This window comes from Vibrio sp. NH-UV-68 (assembly GCF_042940635.1).
GTDB classification, from domain to species: domain Bacteria; phylum Pseudomonadota; class Gammaproteobacteria; order Enterobacterales; family Vibrionaceae; genus Vibrio; species Vibrio pacinii.
Genome location: NZ_CP134975.1, coordinates 941,777 through 966,371 on the forward strand (window position 1 = coordinate 941,777; position 24,595 = coordinate 966,371).

24 protein-coding genes are annotated in these 24,595 nt (G+C 44.7%); 18 read left to right on the plus strand and 6 right to left on the minus strand.

From position 1 onward, the window contains the following. Positions 1–2 precede the first annotated feature (2 nt). The gene (locus ViNHUV68_RS04445) at positions 3–761 is read left to right on the plus strand and encodes an MlaA family lipoprotein (protein ID WP_391089534.1); all 759 of its coding nucleotides are present in this window, start codon (positions 3–5) and stop codon (positions 759–761) included. Between the two features lie 77 nt (positions 762–838). On the opposite strand, the gene ViNHUV68_RS04450 is transcribed toward ViNHUV68_RS04445, so the two are convergent. The 4 genes from ViNHUV68_RS04450 to ViNHUV68_RS04465 all read right to left on the minus strand — a co-directional run bounded on the left by ViNHUV68_RS04450 (position 839) and on the right by ViNHUV68_RS04465 (position 5,255). After that, positions 839–2,110: an outer membrane protein transport protein gene (locus tag ViNHUV68_RS04450; protein ID WP_391089535.1), complete on the minus strand. Its 1,272-nt coding sequence runs from the start codon at positions 2,108–2,110 to the stop codon at positions 839–841. Positions 2,111–2,429: 319 nt separating this feature from the next. Further along, the gene (locus tag ViNHUV68_RS04455; protein ID WP_391089537.1) at positions 2,430–3,755 is read right to left on the minus strand and encodes an outer membrane protein transport protein; all 1,326 of its coding nucleotides are present in this window, start codon (positions 3,753–3,755) and stop codon (positions 2,430–2,432) included. Positions 3,756–4,021: 266 nt separating this feature from the next. Then, positions 4,022–4,756, minus strand: coding sequence for a DUF3379 family protein (locus tag ViNHUV68_RS04460; protein WP_391089539.1), 735 nt, complete (start codon positions 4,754–4,756; stop codon positions 4,022–4,024). Further along, on the minus strand, positions 4,749–5,255 hold the full coding sequence (locus tag ViNHUV68_RS04465; protein ID WP_245609306.1) for a sigma-70 family RNA polymerase sigma factor: 507 nt from the start codon (positions 5,253–5,255) through the stop codon (positions 4,749–4,751). Before ViNHUV68_RS04465 ends, ViNHUV68_RS04460 begins: the two co-directional genes overlap by 8 nt. A gap of 682 nt (positions 5,256–5,937) precedes the next feature. Here ViNHUV68_RS04465 and fadI point away from each other — a divergent pair. The 3 genes from fadI (at position 5,938) to ViNHUV68_RS04480 (ending at position 10,017) form a co-directional block, all read left to right on the plus strand. After that, on the plus strand, positions 5,938–7,245 hold the full coding sequence (fadI, locus tag ViNHUV68_RS04470) for an acetyl-CoA C-acyltransferase FadI (RefSeq protein WP_038176994.1): 1,308 nt from the start codon (positions 5,938–5,940) through the stop codon (positions 7,243–7,245). Then, positions 7,245–9,368 (plus strand): fatty acid oxidation complex subunit alpha FadJ, encoded by a 2,124-nt coding sequence (gene fadJ, locus ViNHUV68_RS04475; protein ID WP_391089541.1) that lies wholly within the window; start codon positions 7,245–7,247, stop codon positions 9,366–9,368. Before fadI ends, fadJ begins: the two co-directional genes overlap by 1 nt. A gap of 100 nt (positions 9,369–9,468) precedes the next feature. Next, complete coding sequence (locus tag ViNHUV68_RS04480; protein ID WP_038176990.1) at positions 9,469–10,017, plus strand: NAD(P)H nitroreductase; 549 nt, start codon at positions 9,469–9,471, stop codon at positions 10,015–10,017. 37 nt (positions 10,018–10,054) lie between these two features. Here the strand turns inward: ViNHUV68_RS04480 and ViNHUV68_RS04485 are convergent, their stop codons facing one another. Beyond that, the gene (locus ViNHUV68_RS04485) at positions 10,055–10,930 is read right to left on the minus strand and encodes a LysR family transcriptional regulator (RefSeq protein WP_038176988.1); all 876 of its coding nucleotides are present in this window, start codon (positions 10,928–10,930) and stop codon (positions 10,055–10,057) included. A gap of 239 nt (positions 10,931–11,169) precedes the next feature. Between ViNHUV68_RS04485 and ViNHUV68_RS04490 the strand changes: the two genes are divergently transcribed. From ViNHUV68_RS04490 to recR, 7 genes are all read left to right on the plus strand, one after another. After that, the gene (locus ViNHUV68_RS04490) at positions 11,170–12,270 is read left to right on the plus strand and encodes a response regulator (RefSeq protein ID WP_391089544.1); all 1,101 of its coding nucleotides are present in this window, start codon (positions 11,170–11,172) and stop codon (positions 12,268–12,270) included. A gap of 157 nt (positions 12,271–12,427) precedes the next feature. After that, positions 12,428–12,559 carry a hypothetical protein gene (locus tag ViNHUV68_RS04495; RefSeq protein ID WP_157631207.1) on the plus strand — a complete coding sequence of 44 codons (132 nt, stop codon included), beginning with the start codon at positions 12,428–12,430 and terminating at the stop codon, positions 12,557–12,559. Positions 12,560–12,618: 59 nt separating this feature from the next. Further along, the gene (locus ViNHUV68_RS04500) at positions 12,619–12,975 is read left to right on the plus strand and encodes a YbaN family protein (RefSeq protein WP_051686572.1); all 357 of its coding nucleotides are present in this window, start codon (positions 12,619–12,621) and stop codon (positions 12,973–12,975) included. Between the two features lie 176 nt (positions 12,976–13,151). After that, positions 13,152–13,697, plus strand: a complete 546-nt coding sequence (gene apt, locus ViNHUV68_RS04505; RefSeq protein ID WP_038176983.1) for an adenine phosphoribosyltransferase — start codon at positions 13,152–13,154, stop codon at positions 13,695–13,697. Between the two features lie 29 nt (positions 13,698–13,726). Continuing rightward, positions 13,727–15,823 carry a DNA polymerase III subunit gamma/tau gene (gene dnaX / locus ViNHUV68_RS04510; protein ID WP_391089546.1) on the plus strand — a complete coding sequence of 699 codons (2,097 nt, stop codon included), beginning with the start codon at positions 13,727–13,729 and terminating at the stop codon, positions 15,821–15,823. A 73-nt stretch (positions 15,824–15,896) separates the two neighbouring features. Continuing rightward, positions 15,897–16,226 carry a YbaB/EbfC family nucleoid-associated protein gene (locus tag ViNHUV68_RS04515; protein ID WP_038176981.1) on the plus strand — a complete coding sequence of 110 codons (330 nt, stop codon included), beginning with the start codon at positions 15,897–15,899 and terminating at the stop codon, positions 16,224–16,226. Positions 16,227–16,240: 14 nt separating this feature from the next. After that, complete coding sequence (gene recR, locus ViNHUV68_RS04520) at positions 16,241–16,840, plus strand: recombination mediator RecR (RefSeq protein WP_038176980.1); 600 nt, start codon at positions 16,241–16,243, stop codon at positions 16,838–16,840. Between the two features lie 95 nt (positions 16,841–16,935). Here the strand turns inward: recR and ViNHUV68_RS04525 are convergent, their stop codons facing one another. Continuing rightward, positions 16,936–17,184 (minus strand): YkgJ family cysteine cluster protein, encoded by a 249-nt coding sequence (locus ViNHUV68_RS04525; protein WP_084186063.1) that lies wholly within the window; start codon positions 17,182–17,184, stop codon positions 16,936–16,938. Between the two features lie 605 nt (positions 17,185–17,789). Here ViNHUV68_RS04525 and ViNHUV68_RS04530 point away from each other — a divergent pair. The 7 genes from ViNHUV68_RS04530 (at position 17,790) to tssG (ending at position 24,594) form a co-directional block, all read left to right on the plus strand. Further along, positions 17,790–18,074 (plus strand): type VI secretion system PAAR protein, encoded by a 285-nt coding sequence (locus tag ViNHUV68_RS04530; protein ID WP_038176979.1) that lies wholly within the window; start codon positions 17,790–17,792, stop codon positions 18,072–18,074. Then, on the plus strand, positions 18,058–19,062 hold the full coding sequence (locus tag ViNHUV68_RS04535; protein ID WP_391089549.1) for a sel1 repeat family protein: 1,005 nt from the start codon (positions 18,058–18,060) through the stop codon (positions 19,060–19,062). Before ViNHUV68_RS04530 ends, ViNHUV68_RS04535 begins: the two co-directional genes overlap by 17 nt. A gap of 311 nt (positions 19,063–19,373) precedes the next feature. Next, the gene (tssB, locus tag ViNHUV68_RS04540) at positions 19,374–19,871 is read left to right on the plus strand and encodes a type VI secretion system contractile sheath small subunit (RefSeq protein ID WP_038176978.1); all 498 of its coding nucleotides are present in this window, start codon (positions 19,374–19,376) and stop codon (positions 19,869–19,871) included. Positions 19,872–19,920: 49 nt separating this feature from the next. Continuing rightward, complete coding sequence (gene tssC / locus ViNHUV68_RS04545) at positions 19,921–21,396, plus strand: type VI secretion system contractile sheath large subunit (RefSeq protein ID WP_172953568.1); 1,476 nt, start codon at positions 19,921–19,923, stop codon at positions 21,394–21,396. A gap of 5 nt (positions 21,397–21,401) precedes the next feature. Continuing rightward, on the plus strand, positions 21,402–21,839 hold the full coding sequence (gene tssE, locus ViNHUV68_RS04550) for a type VI secretion system baseplate subunit TssE (protein WP_038176975.1): 438 nt from the start codon (positions 21,402–21,404) through the stop codon (positions 21,837–21,839). A 5-nt stretch (positions 21,840–21,844) separates the two neighbouring features. Beyond that, the gene (gene tssF / locus ViNHUV68_RS04555; protein ID WP_391089552.1) at positions 21,845–23,614 is read left to right on the plus strand and encodes a type VI secretion system baseplate subunit TssF; all 1,770 of its coding nucleotides are present in this window, start codon (positions 21,845–21,847) and stop codon (positions 23,612–23,614) included. After that, positions 23,578–24,594 (plus strand): type VI secretion system baseplate subunit TssG, encoded by a 1,017-nt coding sequence (gene tssG, locus ViNHUV68_RS04560; protein WP_391089554.1) that lies wholly within the window; start codon positions 23,578–23,580, stop codon positions 24,592–24,594. The genes tssF and tssG overlap by 37 nt, the downstream gene beginning before the upstream one ends. Position 24,595: the final 1 nt, after the last annotated feature.

Consider the following 24,595-nt stretch of genomic DNA (forward strand, 5'->3'; position numbering starts at 1 on the left):
TAATGAAAAGTATTAAACTGCAGCGCTGGATATTGCTGTGCTCAATGTTAGTGGGGGCTGGGTGTGCAACGACACCTACCGGGCAAGAAGGGCTTAACGAGCCGCAGGTATATGACCCTATCGAAAGCTTTAATCGTTCGATGTGGACAATCAACTACGATTATCTTGACCCATATTTTGTTCGTCCCGTGTCCCTAGCGTACGTCAATTATATACCCGTCCCCATCCGTACTGGGATCAGTAACTTTTTTGGCAATTTAGATGAGCCTGCTAGTATGGTAAACAACTTACTGATGGGTAATGGTGAAAAGGCGTTAGACCACTTCAATCGTTTTTGGCTTAACACCACTCTTGGCTTAGGTGGTTTAATTGATATCGCCTCTGAGGCTGGCATCACCGATCATAATGAAAAAGCATTCAGCGATGCAATAGGGCACTATGGTGTTGGAAATGGTCCGTATGTGATGGTGCCTGGTTATGGCCCGTGGACAGTACGCGAAACGGCAGACTTAGTAGACAGTGCTTATGTGCCATTATCGCTACTGAACTTTTGGGCAAGCCTAAGCAAGTGGGCGTTCGAAGGTATGGAGACTCGCGCCGCTATTGTTAATCAAGAGTCGATGTTAGAAAACTCACCAGATCCATATGCCTTAACGCGCGATATCTATATTCAGCACAAAGACTTTAAAGCAGAAATTCAAACCGACAATTACGATGCTGCACAAGAAGCGTATTTAGATGAGTACTTAGATGATTTTTAGGTTGGAATCGCTTGTTTAGCCACGAATAAAATAAAGGCTTGGTCTCGACCAAGCCTTTATCATTTAACCAATCGTTGTTAGAAGGTGTAATTAGCTTGGACACCGATTAGCCATACGTTACCCGATACTTCACCAGTGAACGCGCCACCAATTAGCGCTGCAGTTTGGTCTGATGCGTCACGAGGTTCGTTGATGGTTGCATCTTTGGCAAAGATGTAAGTGAAACCAGCATCCAGCGTCAATTGAGGCGTTGCGACATAACTGCCGCCGATGCTTAGCCAAGTACGGTCAGTCTCTGGGATTGTTGCGGTGCGGTTTTTATCGTCCACTGCTGATGTGTCGTAAGCCACGCCTGCACGCAGAGCGATCTTAGCGTCGTATTGGTAAGTCGTACCTAAGGCAAAGCGGTAATTGTCTTCCCAGTTTTCTGATTTGATCAGATCTGATTTTTCTGGGAATACGGCAGTCAGTTCCTTGAATGAGCTCCAATCTGTCCAGTTCACGCTGGCATGAATTGCCCACTGTTTATTTATTTGGTGCAAGCTCGCTAATTCAGCCGTTGCTGGCAAGGTCACAGACATCATGCCGGGCTTATAAGTGCCATAACTCACGCCTTTCGCATGGCCTTCAAAATCCATCACTACTTTAGATTTATACGCAAAGCCAATTCGGTGCTGTTGGTTGATTTGCCATGCAGTACCAGCTTGCCAACCCCATGCTTCATCTTCACCTTCCATATATTTTAGGGTTGTGCCTTGCGAAAGCGTCAGTGCATTTTTTGCTGGAGCAGTTGCACCAAAGTGCCCTTCACCCATGACGTAGCGTACACCACCACCAATGCTTAGTTGAGGGAGAATTTGGTAAGCAATGTTGAGGTTTGCTTCTTTGCTGATCACACTGGCTTGGTTACCAAAGTGAGAAGCTGCAAACTCAGTACCCAAATCCGTTTCCATACCGTAGTTAGTACCAAGAGCAAAGCCCAGTACCACTTGTTCATTCAGCTGATGCGACAAGTAGAAATTGGGAATCACTGCATCGTGCGCAAAATCGTTTGAAGAAGCGTGAGTTTTACCAAGTTGCTGGTGTGTTACCGTGCCTTCAACATCAACATTAGGGTTGACATAAATACCACCCACTGAGATCTGAGTACCTTCCAAATACGTCAACATCGCTGGGTTACGCCACTGTGCACTGGAATTATCAGCCATGGCTGCTTCGCCTGCGTATGCGCGGCCAAGGCCGGTTGCTGAGTATTCTGCTAGTTGAAAGCCGGCCGCATTAACAAATGCTGACGTGGTGATTAAACCGCAAGCCACTGCGATAGAGAGAAGTGTTTTATTGCTTTTCATTATAATGTTCGCTGAATTGATTTTATATCCATGGCGAGATGATAAGGTTAGAGTTATTACTTTAAAAATAAAAAACACTGTATCGCCTGTGTTTGAAATTATATATAAAAAATACCACATTTATTGGTTGAATAAACTGGATGTTAATGAAGTGTGTGTTTTTTTGAGCGTACACTTGTGCGGTATATAAACCGTTGCGAGTACAGTTGTAAGCTCGAATTGAGTGATGGCTTCGTTAAATGTGTTGGTAAGGCAGAGATTTAGAAAGCAAAAAGGTCAGCAGAGGCTGACCTTTTAATCGTTAGTTTGTTTGCTGAGCTTAGAACTTGTGCGTGTATTGGACACCGAACAGCATCGCCGTTGCTTTAGTTGTGGTGTCTAGTGTTACTTGGCTCGGTGCAGTGCCAATTGTATCATTTACCTGCGTGTCTTTGCCTACAAGGTATGTGAAGCCAACATCGAGGACTTGATCTTTATTGATATGGTATGTCGCGCCAGCAGAGAACCATTGGCGATCTGAATCTGGTACAGAAACTGATGTTAGTTCATCTTGTACGCCTTCATCGAACATGTAACCAATACGCGCTTCCCAGCTCTGATTGATGTAGTAAGTACCGCCAATTGCGTAATGGAAAGTATCTTTCCACTTGTACTGTTTAATCTCAGTACCATTTGTGGTCGCTAGGCGATCAAAACTGCTCCAACCAATCCATTGCACGCTATAGTGCACAGCAAAAGCAGTATTTTCAATTCGGTGATAACCAGAAAACTCTGCCATATCTGGAAGTGGGATGATCAGATCACCAATGTTAGAGTCACCACTATATGAAACTGTTCCACCTACTTCTTTTTCAGGGCTGTAGTGATAACTAAAGCCGAAACGGTTGTTCTCATCCATTTCATAGACTGTTCCTAGGTTAAAACCAACAGTCCACGCAGATGCGTCAATATCCATAAGTTGTTGAGTATTAGTTAGACCTGTAGGCGTATTAGGTACTTCGACAATGTTCATCGTTGATTGGCGTTTTAGTTCACCTTCACCGTAGATAACATCTAGGCCACCACCAATACTCCACTGGTCATTGATACGGTAAGAGCCAGCAAGTAGGAAGTTCATGGTGGATACATTTGTTACACCACCAAATGCATCAGCACCAGGGACCACTTGTACCGGATTGCCGCCACTTGTGAATAAAGTTCCTGAGCCTGCTCCCCAATTTGAGTCGAACTCGTTAGTCGTACCGAAATTAGAGTAAGCTCCAAGTCCTACAGCAAATTTGTCATTCACAGGATGAACAATGTAGAAGTTCGGAATAACCGAAGTTGCATTATTTGTAGTATCTTCTATTGATTGAGAGCCCAATGGAGAGGTATATGTAGACCCTGTAACTTTGACTTCAGAGTCGATAATGTTGAAGCCTAGTGACATCTCAGTACGATCAAACAGAGCCATCGCAGCAGCATTACGTGACATTACTGATGCGTTATCGGCGATAACTGCATCACCCGCAAAAGCACGGCCAAGACCAGTGGCTGACTGAGAGTTAAGTTGGAAGCCGGCAGCGAGAGCGTGCTGCGAAGCGAGAGTAGCGGATGTAATGGTTACTGCTAAAAGTGTTTTTTTAAACAGACGCGTCTTGTTCATTTTTGCTTTTTCCTTCTTCGTTCGCCTCTGATGGGCGATATTATTTGAGCAAAAGCTCAGTGGTGGCTGATACTAGACCCAAGTATAGAATATAGAAATCCGACCATTGCCAACTTGGGGGGTAAAATTATGGAAATGATGGCTATCTGGCAGGAAAGTGTTGCAAAAATGGTCTTTTTAGAGTGTTGACTCTAATTTTATGCTAAAAAAATGGCTTGGACAGAGTTTCCAAGCCATGACCTCGATCACAAAATGTTACGCATTTGTTAATTTGAGACTTTGATGATCGTTGATAGGTTTTGAGCGATGATAGCGACATTTTCGCCCTCTTCACCGACCAAGATCAGACTGTTGTTGCCCATCGGTTCCACCACCCCTGACATTCCCTGCTCATTAAAGTCGACCGTTTTATCTGTTGCGATACCAGTGAGAAACAAGGTGACTTTGCCTTTTTCACCTTGGAATACCATATGTAAGGCATTCGATTGGCCAAAGCCACAATGGTTCAAGTAATAAACGTGATAAGGAAAATTTTCTGCTAGCTGATGTTCGAACGGAACCATCTTGGCGTTTATCTGCGAAGAGGGCACTTGTTCATCGAGTTTATCGACAAAAGGCTGCTCATCGATCACATGTTTAATCGCAGTGTTAACCAAGCTGGCTTGTGCGGGGGCGATAACGACATTGCCCCAGTTGAGTTGACCAACTAATAGACCCGCGACAAAAGCAACCGATGCTGCCATCGCCATCGCTTTGCGCGCAAAATTTGGTCTTACCACCTTATCATCGTCTTTTATTGACGAGGTTTGGTTAAACAAAATTCGATCAGCTAAATCGTCAGGAACATCTACCGTCATCGCTTTGGCAATTTTTTTGTCGAGTTCGCAAATTTCGTCTGCAAACTGACTGTTTTTGTCGTTGGCTTTAATGGCCGCGGTGATGTGTTGGTCGCGACATTTTGGATCGGACATAATGCGTCGACGGAATTCTAACTCATCCATTTTGCTGCCCTCTCTGTTGGCTATCTGTATCTAACATCTCTTTGAGTTGATTCCTGGCTCTGAATAAGCGAGTCATCACAGTATTTTTATTGAGATCCAAGATCGCGCCGATCTCTTCACCACTAAAGCCGCCGACCACCTGAAGAAACAGCGGTTCGCGATACTCTTGTTCTAATTTCATGATCTGGGCTTGAATCCATTCGGTTTGATGATGTGGGTCGTCGGAGACCTTGGCATCATTGCCGTGATCGTCAATATCTACCAAATCGAACTGCTTACGTTCAAAGCGTCTCGCATTCTCGCGACGCAAAATCGTAATTAGCCAAGATTTGGCGGCCTTTTCATCTTGCAAACTATCGAGAGATTTCCATGCCCTAAGGCAGGTCTCTTGCACCAGATCTTCAGCAACGCTTTGGTCTTTACATAGCCAATAAGCGTAGCGGAACAAGTCTCTATGATAGGCTCTTACAAGCGCTTCGTATTTTCTTTGTCTGTCCATATCCGAGTTGACCGGGTCGGGGGACTTTTTCTTTCCAAAAAAATTTATAATAGACACTTGGCTTCCCTCATGGATCCGTCACTTCTATTGATTGAATATTTTTTATTTATCTTAGTTACCATTTACAGTGCGTCCTAGTAGGATGCGTACCACCTAAGTTTGACTGCGCTAAATGACATTAGGTTCAAGCTTTCAGTGCTTGAAAAAAGCGCCGCACAATTTAATCATCAGTCGCAACGCACAAATCCACTTAAAATTGATCTACTTCAAAATCTAACAAACTCTAACGGTTATAGTAACACCTGTCATCTAGTCAGTGTTTTCACTGGCGAGTTGAGCAAGATGACACTTCCTTTTGAAGGCTGACTTTACTTTCTCCTAATCAGGAAACTGATTATTTCAATTGGCGTTAGTTAATTGCTTTATATATTCCGACCACACAGTTTTGTGTGGTTTTTTTTTGCCCCCTCTATTAGTAAGCTAGTCAGTACCCACCGAAAACTAGTAAGCATCCACCGAAAAATTCGACGCTTTTGTTGTTATTTTCCTTCTCGATAAGTCGCGAGGGGATTGCGAGTAATGGTAATCTGCCATAAGTCACGTTTATTCAAACGAGCGTTTGATTGAATTAACATTCTCGTTACAATGGCGTGGTCAGACCTCTAAATATTAAGGAGCAACAATGGGCAAGCAGGAAGTGAAAACTCGCTCAGGAGAACGCATCGCGATTGTCGCTGGTTTGCGTACACCGTTTGCGCGTCAAAGTACAGAATTCAGCCAAGTGCCAGCCGTGGACCTTGGCAAAATGGTGGTGAGTGACATGCTTGCTCGCACAGACATTGACCCGAAATTGATCGAGCAAGTGGTCTTTGGTCAGGTGGTGCAAATGCCAGAAGCGCCAAACATTGCACGAGAAATTGTTTTAGGTACCGGTATGCACATTCACACCGATGCGTACAGTGTCACTCGTGCTTGTGCGACCAGTTTTCAATCTGCGGTCAATGTTGCTGAAAGCATTATGTCGGGCACCATCGATATCGGAATCGCTGGCGGTGCAGACTCTTCTTCTGTGTTACCGATTGGGGTGACGAAAAAGCTTGCTGCAAACCTTTTGGCCCTCAGTAAGACCAAAACTATCGGCCAAAAACTCAGTATTTTAAAAACGCTGTCATTAAAAGACTTAATGCCGGTTCCACCCGCTGTCGCTGAGTATTCAACTGGTTTATCAATGGGGCAAACCGCCGAGCAAATGGCGAAGTCCCATGGCATTACTCGCCAAGCCCAAGATGAGTTGGCCCATCGCTCTCACACCTTAGCGGCCCAAGCGTGGAGCCAAGGTAAGATTGAAGGGGAGGTGATGACCGCTTTCCCTGAACCTTATAAAAAGTGGATAGCGAAAGACAATAACGTACGTGAAGATTCTACCATTGAGGGTTACGCCAAGTTGCGTCCAGCGTTTGATCGCCAATACGGTAGTGTCACCGCGGCCAACAGTACGCCACTGACTGATGGTGCTGCCGCGATCATGTTAATGCGTGAAGGTAAGGCAAAAGAGCTTGGTCTTGAAATTATGGGCTATATCCGCTCATACGCTTTTTCGGCGATCGGCGTTGAAAGCGATATGTTGATGGGGCCTTCTTATGCAACTCCAATGGCACTTGATAGAGCAGGCATTACCCTGTCTGATCTGACGCTTATTGACATGCATGAGGCGTTTGCGGCGCAGGCTCTGTCGAATGTAAAAATGTTTGCTAGCGATAAGTTTGCTCAAGAAAAACTAGGTCGTTCGAAAGCAATTGGTGAAATCGACATGGATAAATTTAACGTGCTAGGGGGTTCGATTGCTTATGGTCACCCATTTGCAGCCACTGGCGCACGTATGATCACCCAGACCTTAAGAGAGCTTAAGCGCAGAGGCGGCGGTTTGGGATTAAATACCGCATGTGCAGCAGGTGGTCTAGGTGCAGCAATGGTATTGGAGGTTGAGTAATGAGCGAGCAAACAGCATTTAAATTATCGATTGATGAACAACAGATTGCTTGGCTGTCTATTGATGTTCCTGGCGAGAAAATGAACACTTTGCAAGCGGCATTTGCCGATGAAATGGAAGCTATTTTTGCTCAGTTAGCAGAGCAAAAATCTGCGCTTAAAGGGTTGATCGTTCATTCGTTAAAACCTGACAACTTTATTGCTGGTGCAGATGTTCGCATGCTTGATGCGTGTACCAGTGCCAAAGAAGCGCAAGCATTGGCAGAAAAAGGCCAGCAAATGTTCCAGAAGCTGGCAGACTTGCCTTACCCGGTGGTTGCAGCAATTCATGGCCCGTGTTTAGGCGGCGGCTTAGAGTTAGCGTTGGCCTGTGATTTCCGAGTATGTACCGACTCCGACAACACGCGTCTTGGTCTGCCAGAAGTTCAGCTTGGTTTGCTGCCAGGCTCGGGTGGGACTCAGCGTTTACCTCGCCTGATTGGTTTATTGCCATCGCTAGATATGATTCTGACCGGTAAACAATTGCGTGCGAAGAAAGCCAAAAAACTGGGCGTGGCGGATGCCGTTGTTCCTCAGACTGTGCTACTTGATGTTGCGAAAAGCTTTGTCGAGAAAAATGCACATAGCAACAAAGCCAAGCCTAAAGCCTCAACCAAAGAGAAGTTGATGGCTAACACTGGGCTCGGACGCAAAGTGATTTTTGAGCAAGCGGCGAAGAAAACGCGTCAAAAAACGCGAGGTAATTACCCAGCGGCAGACGCGATTTTAGATGTTATTCGTTTTGGTCTTGAAAAAGGGTTCGAGAAAGGTCTGCAGAAAGAAGCAGAGCGTTTCGGTGAGCTAGTTATGACGCCAGAATCAAAAGCGCTGCGATCAATTTTCTTTGCTACTACTGAAATGAAGAAAGACAACGGCAGTGACGCCGAGCCAAGAACCATTGCGCGTGCGGCCGTACTCGGTGGTGGTTTAATGGGGGCAGGGATAAGCCATGTCAGCGTAGCCAAAGCCAAAGTACCGGTACGCATTAAAGATGTGTCAAATGATGGTGTTTTAAACGCGCTCAAGTACAACTTCAAGTTGTTTGAGAAACAAAGAAAACGCCGCATTATCTCAAAAGTGCAGTTGCAAAATAAGATGATGCAATTATCGGGAGGGACTGATTTTACGACGTTTAATCATACCGATATGGTGATTGAAGCGGTATTTGAAGATTTGGCGCTTAAACAGCAGATGGTGGCCGATGTTGAGCAAAACGCCAAGCCCGAGACCATTTTTGCGACTAATACGTCGTCACTGCCAATTCATCAGATTGCTGAGAAAGCACAGAGCCCTGAAAATGTGGTCGGTTTACACTACTTCAGCCCTGTAGAAAAGATGCCATTGGTCGAAGTCATTCCTCATCAAGGTACTTCTGATGAAACCATTTCAACCGTGGTTGAGTTTGCGCGTAAGCAAGGCAAAACGCCGATTGTGGTCAAAGATTGTGCAGGTTTTTATGTTAACCGCATTCTGGCGCCTTACATGAATGAAGCCGCTCAAGTGTTGATGACTGGTGAGCCCATTGAGCAACTCGATACTGCGCTGCTCAACTTCGGTTTCCCTGTTGGACCGATAACGCTACTCGACGAAGTGGGTGTTGATATTGGTGCTAAAATTATGCCTATCTTGGTTGCAGAGCTTGGTGAACGATTCCAAGGGCCAGATGTATTCGATAAGCTGCTTAATGATGGTCGTAAAGGACGTAAGAGCGGCAAAGGCTTTTATAGTTATAAAGGCAAGAAGAAAGATGTCGATAAGTCGGTTTACAAACTGCTAGGCTTGAAGCCTGAGTCAAAGATGGCAGAGAAAGAGATCGCTATGCGCTGCGTATTACCAATGCTCAATGAAGCGGTTCGCTGTCTTGATGAAGGCATTATCCGTAGCCCACGTGATGGCGACATCGGTTCTATATTCGGTATTGGTTTCCCGCCGTTCTTAGGTGGTCCGTTCCGGTATATGGATCAGATAGGCATCAAGAAACTTGTTGAGATCATGAACGAGCATGCACAGAAGTACGGTGATCGTTTTGCCCCTTGTGATGGCTTGTTAACTCGAGCTGGGGTTGATGCACGCTTTTATTCATAATCACATTTAAAGACAAAGGCGAGCCAATCGGTTCGCCTTTTTTGTTGATGAGAGTTATTATCAAGAAGAAATAACAACAATACGTTCAAAAGGATACCAAATGGATGCTCTCGATCTCTTGCTCAACCGTCGCTCAATTGCAAAATTGTCTGAGCCAGCGCCAGAAGGTAAAGCACTAGAAAACATCATTCGCGCCGGTTTACGCGCTCCTGATCATGCCGGACTCACACCATGGCGCTTTTCAATTGCACAAGGTGAAGGGCTGAATAAGCTATCGAAAATTCTAGTGACTGCTGCAGAGTCTGAAAGCAGTGATGTGAGCCTGATAGAAAAGGTCAAAAATGCCCCATTTCGCGCACCAATGGTGATCACTGTGATTGCCAAGGTGACTGAACATGACAAAGTGCCAGCGTTTGAGCAACATTTATCGGCGGGCTGCGCTGTCCAAGCGATGCAAATGGCCGCAGTTGCTCAAGGTTTTCAGGCGTTTTGGCGCTCAGGAAAGTGGATGTTCCACCCGCAAGTCCATCAAGCGTTTAACCTGCAAGGCGAAGACCAAATTGTTGGCTTTTTGTATTTGGGGACACCGGGTTGTACTCCAATGAAAGTACCTGAAAGAGATTTAAGCCAATTTGTTGAATATCTATAACGGAAAAAGAGCTTGGCTAACTGCCAAGCTCTTTTTTTTAGTGAAGGTTGTATGCGATAACAAAGTCGATAAAAAGACGCACCTTCTCGGGGAGGTGATCTTTGTGATTGTAGAGCATATAGATATCACGAGGGTTGGCGATCCAGTCTTCAAGTACTTGGATTAGGCTACCATCGTCGATGTACTCTTTTATCATCACATCTGGCATCAAAGTAATCCCTAAACCGTCAGAACAGGCGCTCCTTACCACATTGAGTGTATTAGATTGAAAGCGTCCTTTGTCATTATTAATGACGGTTTCACCACTATTATTCGATAGTTGCCATTTAAGCAGTGGTGCGCCTTTGAGTAATGAGTGTTGGTGTAGCTCTTCGGCGTGTCTTAGCGCTGGTTTGTTGTTCAAATAGTCTGGGCTTGCGACCAGAATGTCTACCACCGAGCTAATCTTACGTGCAATTAAACTTGAGTCGCGTTGTGGCCCGACTCGGAAAATAACATCCCATTCGGTGGGGTCGAGTTGATCGGCGTGGTTGCTGGTGGTCAGCTCGATGTTAATATCGGGATATTGACACATGAAAGCGTTAAACATCGGCATCATCATGCGTTTGGTTAAGTTCGATGGCGAGTTAATGCGAATTTTGCCCGCAGCACCACGACATTCGTCGGTAATCTCTTCTGCGGCAGAGGTGAGGCGGTCGAGTAGTGGAGAACACTCGCTATAAAAACGTTCGCCAGCTTCTGTTAAAGACAGTTTACGCGCATGACGATTGAGCAGTCGTAGATTGAGCGACTCCTCCAAAGCTTGAATACGTCGCGTGATAGTAGCGACAGGAATCATGGTTTTACGGGAAGTTGCGGTATAACTCCCATTTTCTACCACCAATCTAAACAGGTTGAGATCATCTAATTTCATTGCGTTCGACACACACTTTTACCAATTTGATTAATTTATATCTATATCAAATGTCAAAGCTTGAGTCACATCAACAACTTTGGCGAAATTTGATATTCCATACATATAGTATGCAACCTAGAACAAAAGTGGAAGATTTGTATAAATTAGCTTTCGGGGCTACTTTTAAAGAGCGATTTAACTACAAATAACAATAATAATATAAGCAGTCGTTCTTTTTAGGTGTGAGGCGAAGATGTATGCATAAAACAATTGACGTTGCGACTAACACGACGACACTCGCTAATGCGAGTCAAAAAATGATTATGTTGGTAGATGATGACCCGGTTTTTCGTCGCATAACGTCGGGTTTTCTATTGGCACAAGGCTATCAAGTCGTCGAAGCTCACGATGGATTAGATGGCTTACAGAAATTAAGGACCAATGAACCCGATCTGGTTTTGTGCGATCTTTCGATGCCCATTCTTGATGGTATCGAGTTCGTCGAAGAAGTCAGCTTAGAGTACCCCTCGCTGCCGCTTATTGTTGTGTCTGCGACTGATGAGATAGCCGATGTGGCCAAAGCACTCAGATATGGCATCAAAGACTTTCTCGCTAAGCCCATTAGCAATCATCAACATTTGGCTTGTGCTATAGAGAACACATTAGATGACTCTGATAACCACCTCAGTGACCAGCGGGATTTTTCTAGTCAATGGTTTCGTATCGATAGTGGTGATGTGCCAGAAGAGCAAGAGTTACATTGGCACTTAGAGTACTTAGATGATAATCCAAGCGCTGCAACAGACTTATTGCATGCGCTATTGCCTGATAAAGATACCACCCAAGGTGATTGGAAGTGCAGCTACCGTCTGTTGCAGTCAACGGACGTCATGCCCTTGGTTTTTGACTACGCATGGTTGATAAACGGACAGTTTGTTTTTTATCTGGTCGACTCTGCGAGCGAAGAAAAGCACGGTGCGGCAACGACCTTGCTGGTCAGAGCGTTATTCCATGACTATTTACGTAACCTCAAGTCTTTTAATGCCGACTTGAAAGATCTTGCCACTCTACTTGAAAGAGGCATCAAGTGTTCTGATTGTAGTACGCCAGTCAAGGCACTTTTTGGTGTCGCAGACTTGTCTGAAGGCACGTTAGAACTGCTGCCTGCTGGTCTTGATGCGCAATGGGCCAATGGTTACTTTTCTCAGCACATCCCTGCAGGAGTGTTTCTTGGTGACAACTGTATGAAGAACTTTATCACTACAGATTTGCCAATTCACTCGGCTTGTCAATTGACACTTAGTTGTCTTGGTTCGAGCAGTTTTTGCCTCGATATTCGACGTGCAGCAAATGCCTAAACGTTTTATGAGCACTTTAATAACCCTATAATCACTCGGTGTTTTTCACCGAGTGATTAAGGTATAGTCGCGACAAACAAAAAAAGCCCAACCTATTAACATCTGATTAATCAATTGGGCATACGTTTCGTTACCTTTATATTAGAGAAGCAAGCTCATGGCAGACAAAGACTTTAAAGAACCTTATAATATTTTCTACTTTCTTGGATTTATCGCGGTATTACTGATCCCGACGCTTCCAGCGACGCTGACTTGGATCCGCGTAATGAATGGATATTCGGGTTTCTAATACTCATGCGATAGGAGTATGCCATCATCATTCGTAGAATTGCTCTGAGTTTTGTTGGCATGCTCAGCCTAGTGTTAGGCGTCATTGGTATTTTTCTTCCTCTCTTACCAACTACACCCTTTATCTTATTAGCCAGTGCATGCTTTATGCGCAGCAGCCCTGTTTTTCACCGTTGGCTTCATCAACACAATACCTTCGGGCCTATCATCACACATTGGCATCAACACCGCGCCATATCACGCAAAGTAAAAGCACGCGGTGCGGTGTGTATGGTGTTAAGTTTTTCATTTTCGATTTGGATTGTTCCCCATTTCTGGCTAAAGATTGGTCTAGTGGCCATGCTTGTGGTTCTGCTCAGTTGGTTTATTCGTTTGCCTGTGATTGAGTACCTTGCCGATAGCGAAGAAAATCACTAAGATTGCTGAGAAGTGTGCCTGCTTTTATAGTGGGCGTTTGTTTTTTTAGGCACAATAAACCTTGGTCGCTGTTTCTGGTGAAACCCTAGGTTAGGTTGTGCTGAGAACTGTGCTAACGCCTCCAGTCATTTGTTGACCAAATCGATGGATAAATTAGCCAATCTAAGTAAAGAGTTATGACAACTGAAACTATTGCGCAAATCAAATCTAGCATCCAAAGCATTGCCGATTACCCAAAACCAGGCATTCTGTTTCGTGATGTGACTAGCTTGATGGAAGATGCCCAGGCTTATCAGGCCACCATTCAACTGCTCGTAGACCGCTATAAAGAGATGGGGTTTACTAAAATTGTTGGTACCGAAGCGCGTGGTTTTCTTTTTGGTGCACCGCTTGCGCTAGAGCTCGGTGTCGGTTTTGTCCCAGTACGTAAACCAGGCAAACTGCCACGTAAAACCATCGCTCAATCTTATGAGTTAGAGTACGGTACAGATACACTAGAAATTCACGTCGATGCAATCCGTGAAGGCGACAAAGTGTTGGTTGTTGATGACTTACTAGCGACAGGCGGCACGATTGAAGCCACAACTAAGCTAATTCGACAACTCGGTGGTGTGGTGGAACACGCTGCATTTGTGATTAACCTTCCTGAAATTGGTGGTGATAAACGACTTGAAGGCCTTGGCCTCAACGTTTATAGCATCTGTGAATTTGAAGGTCACTAATCGGCTAGGCTATATATGGGTACAGTTTCATGAGTTATCTTGCTTTAGCGCGAAAGTGGCGACCGACTAAATTTGATCAAGTTGTCGGTCAAGCCCACGTTTTAACCGCATTAGAAAATGCATTGGCTCAAAATCGTCTTCATCATGCTTATTTATTTAGTGGTACGCGTGGTGTGGGTAAAACGACCATTGGTCGATTATTTGCGAAAGGGCTAAATTGTGAAACGGGGATTACTGCTACCCCTTGTGGTGTCTGTGATACTTGCCAGGAAATCGATCAAGGTCGCTTCGTTGATCTGCTAGAGATAGATGCAGCATCGCGTACCAAAGTTGAAGATACTCGTGAATTACTCGACAACGTGCAGTACAAACCAGCGCGTGGCCGATTTAAGGTTTACCTGATCGATGAAGTGCACATGCTCTCGCGTCACAGTTTTAATGCACTGTTGAAAACGCTTGAAGAGCCACCGGAGTATGTGAAGTTTCTTCTTGCGACGACGGATCCGCAAAAGTTACCAATGACGATTTTGTCTCGTTGTTTACAGTTTCATCTTAAACCGATCAGTGTTGATACGATTCATGAGCAGCTTAAGCAAACGTTACAAAAAGAACAGGTCGAAGCAGAGACGCGCGCCCTTGGTATGATTGCCCATGCCGCTGATGGCAGTATGCGTGACGCGTTAAGTTTGACTGATCAAGCGATTGCACTGGGTAACGGGAAGGTGATGACTGACAGTGTTACCCATATGTTGGGAACACTCGATACCGATCAAGCAATACATTTACTCGAAGCGATCAGTTCAAAGCAACCCCAAGTTGCTATGGATTGTCTCTCTTCATTGGCACAAAATGGGGTTGAGTGGGATGGTTTACTCCAACAGTTAGCTACTCAACTGCATCGCCTTGCTATGTACCACGCATTGCCTGCCACGCTTGATATGACTCAGCCAGATGCCGAAAAAATTGAATTACTCAGTCGAGCATTAACGCCACAAGATGTTCAGCTCTATTACCAAATCGTATTGAAAGGACGTCAAGATTTACCTTTGGCACCTTCTGAACGTATTGGTTTAGAGATGGTTATTTTGCGCATGATGGCGTTTAGACCCGTTCAGCCGCAAGCGGCGATGATTTCCACTCAGGCAGCCCCTGCGATATCTGCGCCAAGTGCGCCTGTAGCGTCAGCGCCACAGGCTCAAACGGTTGCCCGAGTTGACACGCCTCCAGTCCCTCAGTCGGCGCCACTTGTTAACAATGACCAGGCTCCACCTGTTCCGGACTATATGTCTGGGCCACCTCAATATGATGATCCTGATTATGCTATGCCTGCGACTAATGAGTCACAGCCACCCAATCAGATGGCGCCTCAAGCTCCACCATCAGTACAACCTGAGGAGCCGCGTTCTTCATCGCCAATAAGTGGCCTGCGACACCAATTACGTTCTCAACGTAAAGGGTTGACCCCAGGACAGAGTAATTCGCCAAAAAAGGCTAATACGGCATCTGCAAAAAAAACAGAGTCTGTTCTTGAGCGCGTTGCGAAAAAGCACGCCGGTTCAGGGCAGGTGTCGTCACCGTCTTCCACGCAATCTGCTCAAGTCTCTGAGTCAGCTAAGGATGAACCTTATCAGTGGAAGCCGACACTGCCTCCAAAACAAAAGCCAGTGTCACAGCTGACGCCAACGCTACTAAAAAAAGCATTGGAACATGAAAAGACCCCTGAAATGGCACAGAAGTTGGTCGATGAGAGCTTAGCCTTAGATGAGTGGGCTAAATTGATCAGCCAACTTAATACGGCAAAACTCACCGAGCAACTTGCGCTGAACTCCAGCTATCAAAAAAACGGTGCATCTATTGCGCTGACATTGAGATCGTCTCAAGCACACTTAGATACCGACAAGGCACAAAGTGAACTTCTTGAAGAACTTAATCGTGTGCTGGGTGAAGAGTGTCACTTGAGTGTTGAAGTGGGAGAGAGCGGTGAAACCCCGCTGGAATTACGAGACAGACTTTATCAAGGTCGACTTCAACAGGCATTTAACAGTTTGGATAACGATCAAAATGTACAGTTTATCGAGCGACGCTTTAGTGCTCAACTCGACAAAGACAGCGTACGACCGATTTAATTTACTGGGGTTGAACTTAAGTGATTTGGCCCCATCTAATAACAAAACAAGCTAAATAACCAGAGAGATAAACATGTTTGGTAAAGGCGGTATGGGTAACTTGATGAAGCAAGCCCAGCAAATGCAAGATCGCATGCAAAAGCTTCAAGAAGAAATCGCAAATATGGAAATCACTGGCGAGTCAGGCGCTGGACTAGTGAAAATAACCATTACTGGTAGCCATAGCGTTCGTCGCGTTGAGATCGATGAGAGCTTGATGGAAGATGACAAAGAAATGCTTGAAGATTTGATCGCTGCGGCGTTCAATGATGCTGCTCGCCGTGTTGAAGAAACACAAAAAGAGAAAATGGCTGGTGTGACTGGTGGTATGCAACTTCCGCCAGGCATGAAAATGCCATTCTAATCGAGTAAAAAATAATGCGCACCAGTCATATGCTGGAGCAATTGATGGAGGCCTTACGTTGTCTACCTGGGGTTGGCCCCAAGTCGGCGCAGCGTATGGCCTTTCATTTGTTACAGCGTGATAGAAAAGGCGGCCTTCAACTGGCGGATGCTCTGAGTCAAGCGATGACAGAAATTGGTCATTGTAATGAGTGTCGTACTTTTACAGAAGAAGAGACTTGCCACATCTGTACCAACCCGAAACGGCAAGAAAATGGCCAGATTTGTGTCGTTGAAAGCCCTGCAGATATTGCAGCAGTAGAAGCAACGGGCCAGTTTTCTGGTCGCTATTTTGTGTTGATGGGCCACCTGTCACCCCTAGATGGTATTGGCCCCAGTGATATCGGTCTTGATGTATTAGACTATCGGTTACGCCGAGGTGATGTTAACGAAGTCATCCTTGCGACAAACCCGACCGTAGAAGGTGAAGCGACCGCTCACTACATCGCTGAACTATGCCGTGCACATCAGGTGCAAGCGAGTCGTATTGCTCATGGCGTTCCGGTAGGGGGCGAGCTGGAATTGGTTGACGGCACTACACTGTCTCACTCACTGCTGGGCAGGTTAAAGCTATAGCGCCTCAATACAGAGTAAAAAGCGATGCCACTGAGCATCGCTTTTTTTTATTAATTTACAATGAGTAGCTGACATGCATTGGCTTGCCACTCGTTTTAGGTGAGGCTCTCTAACTCAATAATATTGGCCAAAGCTTGTTGGTTCGAAGTTCCGCAAAGCTCGATGCACGGTTTAAACTGGTGACAAACCTTCGGTCTTTCTGCTTTACCAAACAGCTTACACAAGTTGTCCTCGTTAAGCTGAACACATCTCACTCCGGCCGGTTTGCCATCCGGCATTCCCGGTATAGCAGAAGAGATACTTGGAGCAATACAGCAAGCCCCACAACCTAAACGACAGTCCATCTTTTTATATCCTCAAACAATAATAGACCAAATATTATCACTGAGTGTGATCTGTGTCACTTGGGTTATGTCTGATTGCTATGTAAAAACACCTCAAAATTAGATGTCGGATGAGTATTTTATTGAGGTAAATGTACTTAAACAATCCGATTAATCCAGAAAATTATTAGCCGAAAAATGGGAGTGCATTAAAGCTATTTATTGAACTATCATTATATTCTTATAAAGGGTTGACTAATAACACCGTACTGTAAACAGCGTTCGTAGTAAATTTCACTGAATCAGTGTAACGAAATTACACCGCCTTATTAATAGTATTGTTTTTAAGGTGGCTTATTGATAGTTTGCAAATTCATGATTAATTAAATAGTGATAATTTTGTGAATTTGATTTATCTAATTTATATTAATCTAATTTAGCTGGCTGATTTATTTTTTTGGCAACTTATTGCCCATCGTGTGGTAAAAAATTGCTTGATATATACAGGTTATTGCTTAAGGATATACCACAAATAATCGCTTTCGTATTAATAATTAGCCGTATTAATGTTGGTGCGGTATTTGCTATTTAATTCTGCTTAGTTATTTAATGAGAAGAATACCAATATGGGTAATGGAATTATTGTTGGACACATCGGCACTGAGCATGATGGTTTTCCACCAACGCCAGTGACTGCTGGTTCTGGAAGCGTGAAAATCGATGGGATACCCGCAGCTCGGCAGGGCGATCCACTCGCTCCGCATGATAAACCTAATAACCCTCCCCATGGACGGACAATTGCCGCAGGGTCAGGGACAGTAAACATTGATGGTAAACCGGCAGCAAGAGCAGGTGATGCCGTGAGTTGTGGTGGTGTTTTACAAGGTGGAAGTAGTGTCAATATTGGTTAAGTTCAGGCTCTATATTTTGGTTTTCATAGGCTTCAGCTATCCCGCTCTTGCATCAAATAATTATCACATTGAGCAAATGGGTGCTGACGAAGCCTACTCAACGGGTGCACTGTTGCGAGCGCAGTTTAAAAATAGCGAAGCACGCCAATACCTCAAGTATGCGGCTGATAAAGGCAACGCGGATGCTGCGTATGTTTACGCCCTTGATTCTTTGGGTTATAGACACACTGAACGTATTAATCAACAAGCACAGCGCTATTTAGAGAAGGCGGCAGAAGGTCAAAGTTTATTTGCACTTAATTATATCTACCAATTTGGTGATTGGATTAGTGCGGCGAAACGTGACCGTTACCAACGCCAGTATCATGACCAACTCATTGAATTGGGAGCAGATGATCCTGGTCGTGCGTTGTTGTTGTTATCTGGCTATTTTTACCACAGTGATCGACCACTGTCTCAATATTACCTTGATAAAGCCCGTCTATTTGAACTGCCTAAGGCAGAGATGACTTATGCAGCGCGCTTAGAGCAAGGTGAAGGTGAGTTTTTCTTTGATAGCGATCGTATTACCGCGATGAATCAGAGTTATTTAAAAGCAGCGCAGGCTGGGTACATACCTGCCACTAAGAAATACATTAGTTTGCTTGAAGAGCAGGGCAAGCTAAACAGAGCGTTTGAATGGCGACAAAAGGCCTTGGAGCAGGGCGATGTGACGTCATTGGTCACACTAGCTAAGATATACAGTGGTCAAAGTCAGCGCTATGGGTTTATTGAGCGAGACCTTATCAAAGCCAAAGCGTACTTGGAGCTTTACCTAGAGACAGCAGGGCAAGATCGTTTGCTGCAAACCTACGAGAAAGTAGAGCAAGATTACAAAGACATTGTTGATACGCTTTCCGAGCAAGAAATTGCTCAGGCCGAGTTAATGAAAGCAGAACTGGTTAAACAAGAAACGTATTTTCATCATGACTATTTATGGCTTGATTAAGTCATAAAAGAATGAATTTAGGGTTAGATATTATGGCAAGGATCAACTTTAAGAGTGGTCCTAAAGACTGATTTACTTGGTTCGTAATAACTTATTCCCTCATTTAGTGTTGTTAAGGGTTATGTGTGATGTCTATTCCATAACTTTTATCAGCAATCGATAATTTAATTATGATTATCTTATCGACCAAATAAGTGTAAATAAAAATATTTGATAAAAAGAATAATTAGCCTGTATTGGAAAATATAGGTTCGGGGTTCTTTTGTCATAAATACCACCATCCATTTAATTAATATCGGAGAACTTTGATTATGTCTAAGGAAGGAAGCGTTGCTCCTAAAGAGCGGATTAATATTAAATATATTCCTGCTACCGGCGATGCTCAGGCTGAAGTTGAACTGCCACTAAAAACATTAGTAGTCGGTGACTTTAAAGGCCATACCGAAGAAACACCTGTCGAAGAGCGTAGTACCGTTTCAGTTGATAAAAACAACTTTGAGTCAGTGATGCGTGAAAGTGAACTTAGCTTGTCTACCTCGGTAGCGAGTAAGTTAAGCGACGACGAAAATGCAGAACTTCCTGTTGAGCTGAGTTTCAATTCACTTGCTGACTTCTCTCCAGATTCAATTGCAAGTCAAGTCCCAGAGCTTAACAAGTTGATTGAACTGCGCGAAGCGCTTGTGGCTCTGAAAGGTCCTCTTGGCAATATCCCTGCGTTCCGCGAACGTCTGCAAGAACTGCTGCACTCTCAGGAGTCACGCGACAAATTACTTGAAGAGCTCAGCATCGTTGGCGAAGAGCCAAAATAGAACAAGAGACTAACTAACAACATTCGTCATTTAATGGATTAGGAAATACCTGATGTCTACAGAAACGGTACTAGAAAGACCCCAGTTAGCTGAAGGCGGCTTACTAGATGAAATCATGGCACAAACGAAAATTGCGCCAAGTGAAGAAGGCTACGATATTGCCAAAAAAGGCGTCGCTGCGTTTATTGAGAACCTCATTGGCTCGCAACAAACTGACGAAGCCGTGAATAAATCTCTCGTTGACCAAATGTTGGTTGAGTTAGATAAAAAAATCAGCGCTCAGATGGATGAAATTCTCCATGACGAAAAATTCCAACAGATGGAATCGTCATGGCGTGGATTAAAACTACTGGTTGATCGTACCGATTTTGGTGAGAACAACAAAATTGATCTTCTTCACGTGACTAAAGAAGAGCTACTTGAAGACTTTGAGTTTGCACCAGAAACCACCCAGTCAGGATTATACAAACATGTATATTCGTCGGGCTATGGCCAGTTTGGTGGCGAACCGACAGGTGCGATTGTGGGTAACTTTAGCTTTACGCCATCAACACCTGATATGAAGTTACTTCAATACATGGGGTCACTCGGAGCTATGGCTCATGCTCCCTTTATCTCAAGCGTTGGCCCAGAGTTTTTCGGTATTGATTCGTTCGAAGAATTACCAAATATTAAAGATGTTAAATCTATCTTTGAAAGCCCGAAGTACACCAAATGGCGTTCACTTCGTGAATCTGAAGATGCACGTTACTTAGGTTTGGCAGCGCCGCGTTTCCTTTTGCGTGTACCTTATGACCCAACTGAAAACCCAATTAAGTCATTTAACTACGCAGAGAGTGTTTCTCAGTCTCATGAACACTACCTTTGGGGCAACACTGCTTTCGCGTTTGCGACACGTTTAACCGACAGTTTTGCCAAATACCGCTGGTGTCCAAACATCATTGGCCCACAAAGTGGCGGTGCTGTTGAAGATCTTCCTGTCCACGTGTTCGAGTCAATGGGTGCGCTTCAGGCGAAGATCCCAACCGAAGTCCTCATTACTGACCGTAAAGAGTTTGAATTAGCAGAAGAAGGCTTTATCGCCCTAACAATGCGTAAAGGCAGCGATAATGCAGCGTTCTTCTCGGCAAACTCAATCCAGAAGCCGAAGATCTTCCCTAATACTAAAGAAGGGAAAGAAGCGGAAACCAATTACAAGTTGGGTACTCAGCTACCTTACATGATGATCATTAACCGCCTTGCTCACTACATTAAAGTACTGCAACGCGAGCAGATCGGTTCATGGAAAGAGCGTCAAGATTTAGAGCGTGAGTTGAATACTTGGATCAAGCAGTTTGTGGCTGACCAAGAGAACCCACCAGCAGACGTTCGTAGTCGTCGTCCATTACGTGCAGCGAAGATTGAAGTGGCTGATGTGGATGGTAACCCAGGTTGGTACCAAGTTTCTCTTTCTGTCCGTCCTCACTTCAAGTACATGGGTGCAAACTTTGAATTGTCACTGGTTGGCCGATTAGATCAGGCATAACCATCATGACGTACTTTGCTCCTGAAGAAAGTACGTTCGGTGTTGGCTTCTTTGAACGCTTAGAAGCCAACGCTAAGAACGTTTCTTTAACACAAGGCCCAGAGCCAAATGATGTTCTCAACTCAATTAAAGGTAACGTTTCCAAGATCTTAAATACACGTGTTGGTGGGGCACAAAGTTCGCCGAGTTTGGGATTGATTGATTTCAATGATGCCACGCTAGACACCTTAGATCTGTCGCTAAAGGTCAAGTTAGCGATTCAAAACTGCTTACATAATTTTGAGCCGAGACTCAAGAACATTGAAGTCATTGCTGAGACGGACAGATTCAGTCCGTTGTCGCTTCAGTTCAGAATAACGGCACAAATTAATAGCGATGCAATTCACGACCGCGTTCACATCAGTTTGCTTTTGGACCAAAACAGACAATATCGAGTGATTTAGGGATTATGACTCAAGACAAGTATTTCAGAGAGGAACTGGCTTTTCTCAAAGAGCAAGGGCGTGAATTTACCGAAATTCACCCTCAGCTCTCTCGATTCTTGCACGGTAGAACAATGGACCCGGATGTCGAAAGACTGCTTGAAGGGTTTGCTTTTCTCACGGCGCGTTTGCGAGAAAAAGTCGAGGATGAATTCCCTGAACTCACTCACTCAATGATCAACATGCTTTGGCCTAACTACTTAAGGCCTATCCCAAGCATGACTATTTTGGCTTTTAAACCAGATAAAAGTGTTAGTGAAAAGCAGGTGATTGCTAAAGGCACTCAGGTAGACAGTAAGCCAGTTTTTGGCACTAAATGTCACTTTAGCATCTGTCGTAGTGTCGATCTTTACCCATTAACATGCACTGATGTTAGAGCGCAACACACCCGCGAAGCAACCACAATTGACCTATCACTTGAGATGTTAGGAGACACCACAGTAGGCAGTGCACTGCTTGACGGCCTGCGCTTTTATCTGGGTGGCGATAAGTACAGCTCACAGATGATCTACCTGTGGCTTAATCACTACTTGGACAAGGTCACCATTGATGTCAATGGCACTCAGTTTCCACTTGATGAAGGCTGTTTTAAAACCGTAGGTTTTGATAGTGACGATGCTCTACTCCCTTACCCAACCAACGTCTATGAAGGGTATCGTGTCTTGCAAGAATACTTGTCATTTCCAGAGGCATTTCATTTCTTTGACTTGGTAGGGCTTGACCGAGCAATCCCGAAAAATGTCACTGGGACGTTTTCTATCCAGCTGCATTTCTCCAAAACGCTCCCCGCAGATGTTCGGGTTCAGAAAGACAATTTTCAGCTTTATTGCACCCCGATTATCAATTTATTTGAACACGATGCTGATCCTATTGCGTTGTCCGGCCGTCAATCTGAATATCGTATTGCGCCGTCAAGCCGTTACCCATCGCATTATGAAGTTTTCAATGTCGAGGCGGTAACGGGTTGGCAAGACTCAGCTAGTGAAGGTAAGCGGGTTCGTGGTGCAAAACGTGTCTATTCCTCGTTTGAAAGCTTCCAGCACGAAGTTGAGCGAGTGCGTAATCGTAATGCCCTCTATTACCGCACTCGCGTTAAAGAGAGTATTCGTGGTGATGGTTTTGATTCCTTTATCTCGTTTGTCCGCAGTGATGAAACGGTCTCATTTGATGTTGATGAAGCGGTCTCGATTAAGCTCAACTGCACTAACCGACTGCTGCCACTAGAACTCGGTGTGGGAGATATTTGCCTACCCACCGATACGTCACCGCCATTTGCCACGTTCGCCAATTTATCTGTGCCTTCGCAGTCGCTGCGCCCAGTGTTAGATGGAAGTTTATTGTGGACCTTGATTTCCAACTTGTCGCTTAACTATTTATCGCTGTTATCTAAAGACGCATTAAGCAGTGTGTTACGTGCTTATGATTTTCGTGCTTTGGTTGATCGCCAAGCCGAGCGGGTTTCTAGGCAGCGGCTCGCAGCGATTCAGAAAATAGAATCTAAGCCACTGGATAAGGTATTGCGTGGCCTGCCGGTTCGTGGGTTGCAATCCACCTTATACATCGACCAATCAGGTTTTGGCTCAGAAGGTGATTTGTTCCTATTTGGTACCGTGTTGAGTCATTTCTTTGCTTTATACGCCAGCATTAACTCATTTCATGAGCTTAATGTGGTCAATACCACCAATCAAGAGAGGTACACATGGGGTACTCAGACGGGGATGCAACCACTCATTTAGCGGATGAGTTGAGTCAAACCGTTGAGGCCGTGTTGCCACAAGACGTTCATGACTACAACTTTTATCAGCTGGTTGAGTTGCTGCAAAAGCTATTTGAATTAAATCCGGAAAATGACGATTGGGAGCGCCAGTGCAAATTGGTATTTAGTGGCAACCCGAGTCTCGGCTTTTCACCGTCTGATGTCAGTCGGCTTGATAAGCGGGATGACCAACGTTTGGTCATGCTGACTAATTTCTTTGGTTTGTCAGGAGCGCAATCACCACTACCAGGGTTTGTGGTCGAACAATTATTAAACGAAGAGCCAGGTGGTTTTAAGCAGCCATTTTTCGACTTTTTTAACAACCGACTAATCAATCTGGTGTACCGAATTTGGCGTAAGTATCGCTATTTTGTGCGTTTTCAACCTGACGCTCAGGACGATTTTTCCGCTCAATTACTGTCACTTGTTGGCTTAGGTTCGCCTGATTTGCGCGGTGATACGCCAATCAACTGGTGCAAGATGTTGGCTTACTCAGGCACGTTGGCAGGGCGAAGTCGCTCGCCGCAAGTGGTGTCTGGGATCATTGCCCACTGTTTTGATTTGGACGATGTTGAAATTCGCCAATGGACGCGACGTAAAGTGCTGATTGACCCGGCTCAGCAAACGACCTTGGGTAAAGCAAATTCACAACTGGGCGTGACCAGCATGGTGGGTGAATCGATTATTGACTGCAACGGTAAGTTTACGATCTGTATTCGCCAACTATCGCGCAGTAAGTTCTCTGACTTTTTACCATCAGGACAAGAGTTTGAACCGCTATGCAAACTGGTTGAATTTATATTACGTGAGCAAATGGCATACGACTTGGAGCTGACTATGGATGACGATGAAGCCCCTGATTTCGTATTGGGCGAACAGTCGGGTATTGCACTTGGCTGGACATCGTTTCTTGGCACCAGCTCACAAGAGAAAAGTGTATTAATACAAGTAAGGCAATAAC

Bases quoted from the DNA above. Each gene is read 5' to 3' on its own strand.
- ViNHUV68_RS04445 (WP_391089534.1), top strand. From the start codon at position 3: ATGAAAAGTATTAAACTGCAGCGCTGGATATTGCTGTGCTCAATGTTA.
- ViNHUV68_RS04450 (WP_391089535.1), bottom strand. From the start codon at position 2,110: ATGAAAAGCAATAAAACACTTCTCTCTATCGCAGTGGCTTGCGGTTTA.
- ViNHUV68_RS04455 (WP_391089537.1), bottom strand. From the start codon at position 3,755: ATGAACAAGACGCGTCTGTTTAAAAAAACACTTTTAGCAGTAACCATT.
- ViNHUV68_RS04460 (WP_391089539.1), bottom strand. From the start codon at position 4,756: ATGGATGAGTTAGAATTCCGTCGACGCATTATGTCCGATCCAAAATGT.
- ViNHUV68_RS04465 (WP_245609306.1), bottom strand. From the start codon at position 5,255: ATGGACAGACAAAGAAAATACGAAGCGCTTGTAAGAGCCTATCATAGA.
- fadI (WP_038176994.1), top strand. From the start codon at position 5,938: ATGGGCAAGCAGGAAGTGAAAACTCGCTCAGGAGAACGCATCGCGATT.
- fadJ (WP_391089541.1), top strand. From the start codon at position 7,245: ATGAGCGAGCAAACAGCATTTAAATTATCGATTGATGAACAACAGATT.
- ViNHUV68_RS04480 (WP_038176990.1), top strand. From the start codon at position 9,469: ATGGATGCTCTCGATCTCTTGCTCAACCGTCGCTCAATTGCAAAATTG.
- ViNHUV68_RS04485 (WP_038176988.1), bottom strand. From the start codon at position 10,930: ATGAAATTAGATGATCTCAACCTGTTTAGATTGGTGGTAGAAAATGGG.
- ViNHUV68_RS04490 (WP_391089544.1), top strand. From the start codon at position 11,170: ATGCATAAAACAATTGACGTTGCGACTAACACGACGACACTCGCTAAT.
- ViNHUV68_RS04495 (WP_157631207.1), top strand. From the start codon at position 12,428: ATGGCAGACAAAGACTTTAAAGAACCTTATAATATTTTCTACTTTCTT.
- ViNHUV68_RS04500 (WP_051686572.1), top strand. From the start codon at position 12,619: ATGCTCAGCCTAGTGTTAGGCGTCATTGGTATTTTTCTTCCTCTCTTA.
- apt (WP_038176983.1), top strand. From the start codon at position 13,152: ATGACAACTGAAACTATTGCGCAAATCAAATCTAGCATCCAAAGCATT.
- dnaX (WP_391089546.1), top strand. From the start codon at position 13,727: ATGAGTTATCTTGCTTTAGCGCGAAAGTGGCGACCGACTAAATTTGAT.
- ViNHUV68_RS04515 (WP_038176981.1), top strand. From the start codon at position 15,897: ATGTTTGGTAAAGGCGGTATGGGTAACTTGATGAAGCAAGCCCAGCAA.
- recR (WP_038176980.1), top strand. From the start codon at position 16,241: ATGCGCACCAGTCATATGCTGGAGCAATTGATGGAGGCCTTACGTTGT.
- ViNHUV68_RS04525 (WP_084186063.1), bottom strand. From the start codon at position 17,184: ATGGACTGTCGTTTAGGTTGTGGGGCTTGCTGTATTGCTCCAAGTATC.
- ViNHUV68_RS04530 (WP_038176979.1), top strand. From the start codon at position 17,790: ATGGGTAATGGAATTATTGTTGGACACATCGGCACTGAGCATGATGGT.
- tssB (WP_038176978.1), top strand. From the start codon at position 19,374: ATGTCTAAGGAAGGAAGCGTTGCTCCTAAAGAGCGGATTAATATTAAA.
- tssE (WP_038176975.1), top strand. From the start codon at position 21,402: ATGACGTACTTTGCTCCTGAAGAAAGTACGTTCGGTGTTGGCTTCTTT.
- tssF (WP_391089552.1), top strand. From the start codon at position 21,845: ATGACTCAAGACAAGTATTTCAGAGAGGAACTGGCTTTTCTCAAAGAG.
- tssG (WP_391089554.1), top strand. From the start codon at position 23,578: ATGGGGTACTCAGACGGGGATGCAACCACTCATTTAGCGGATGAGTTG.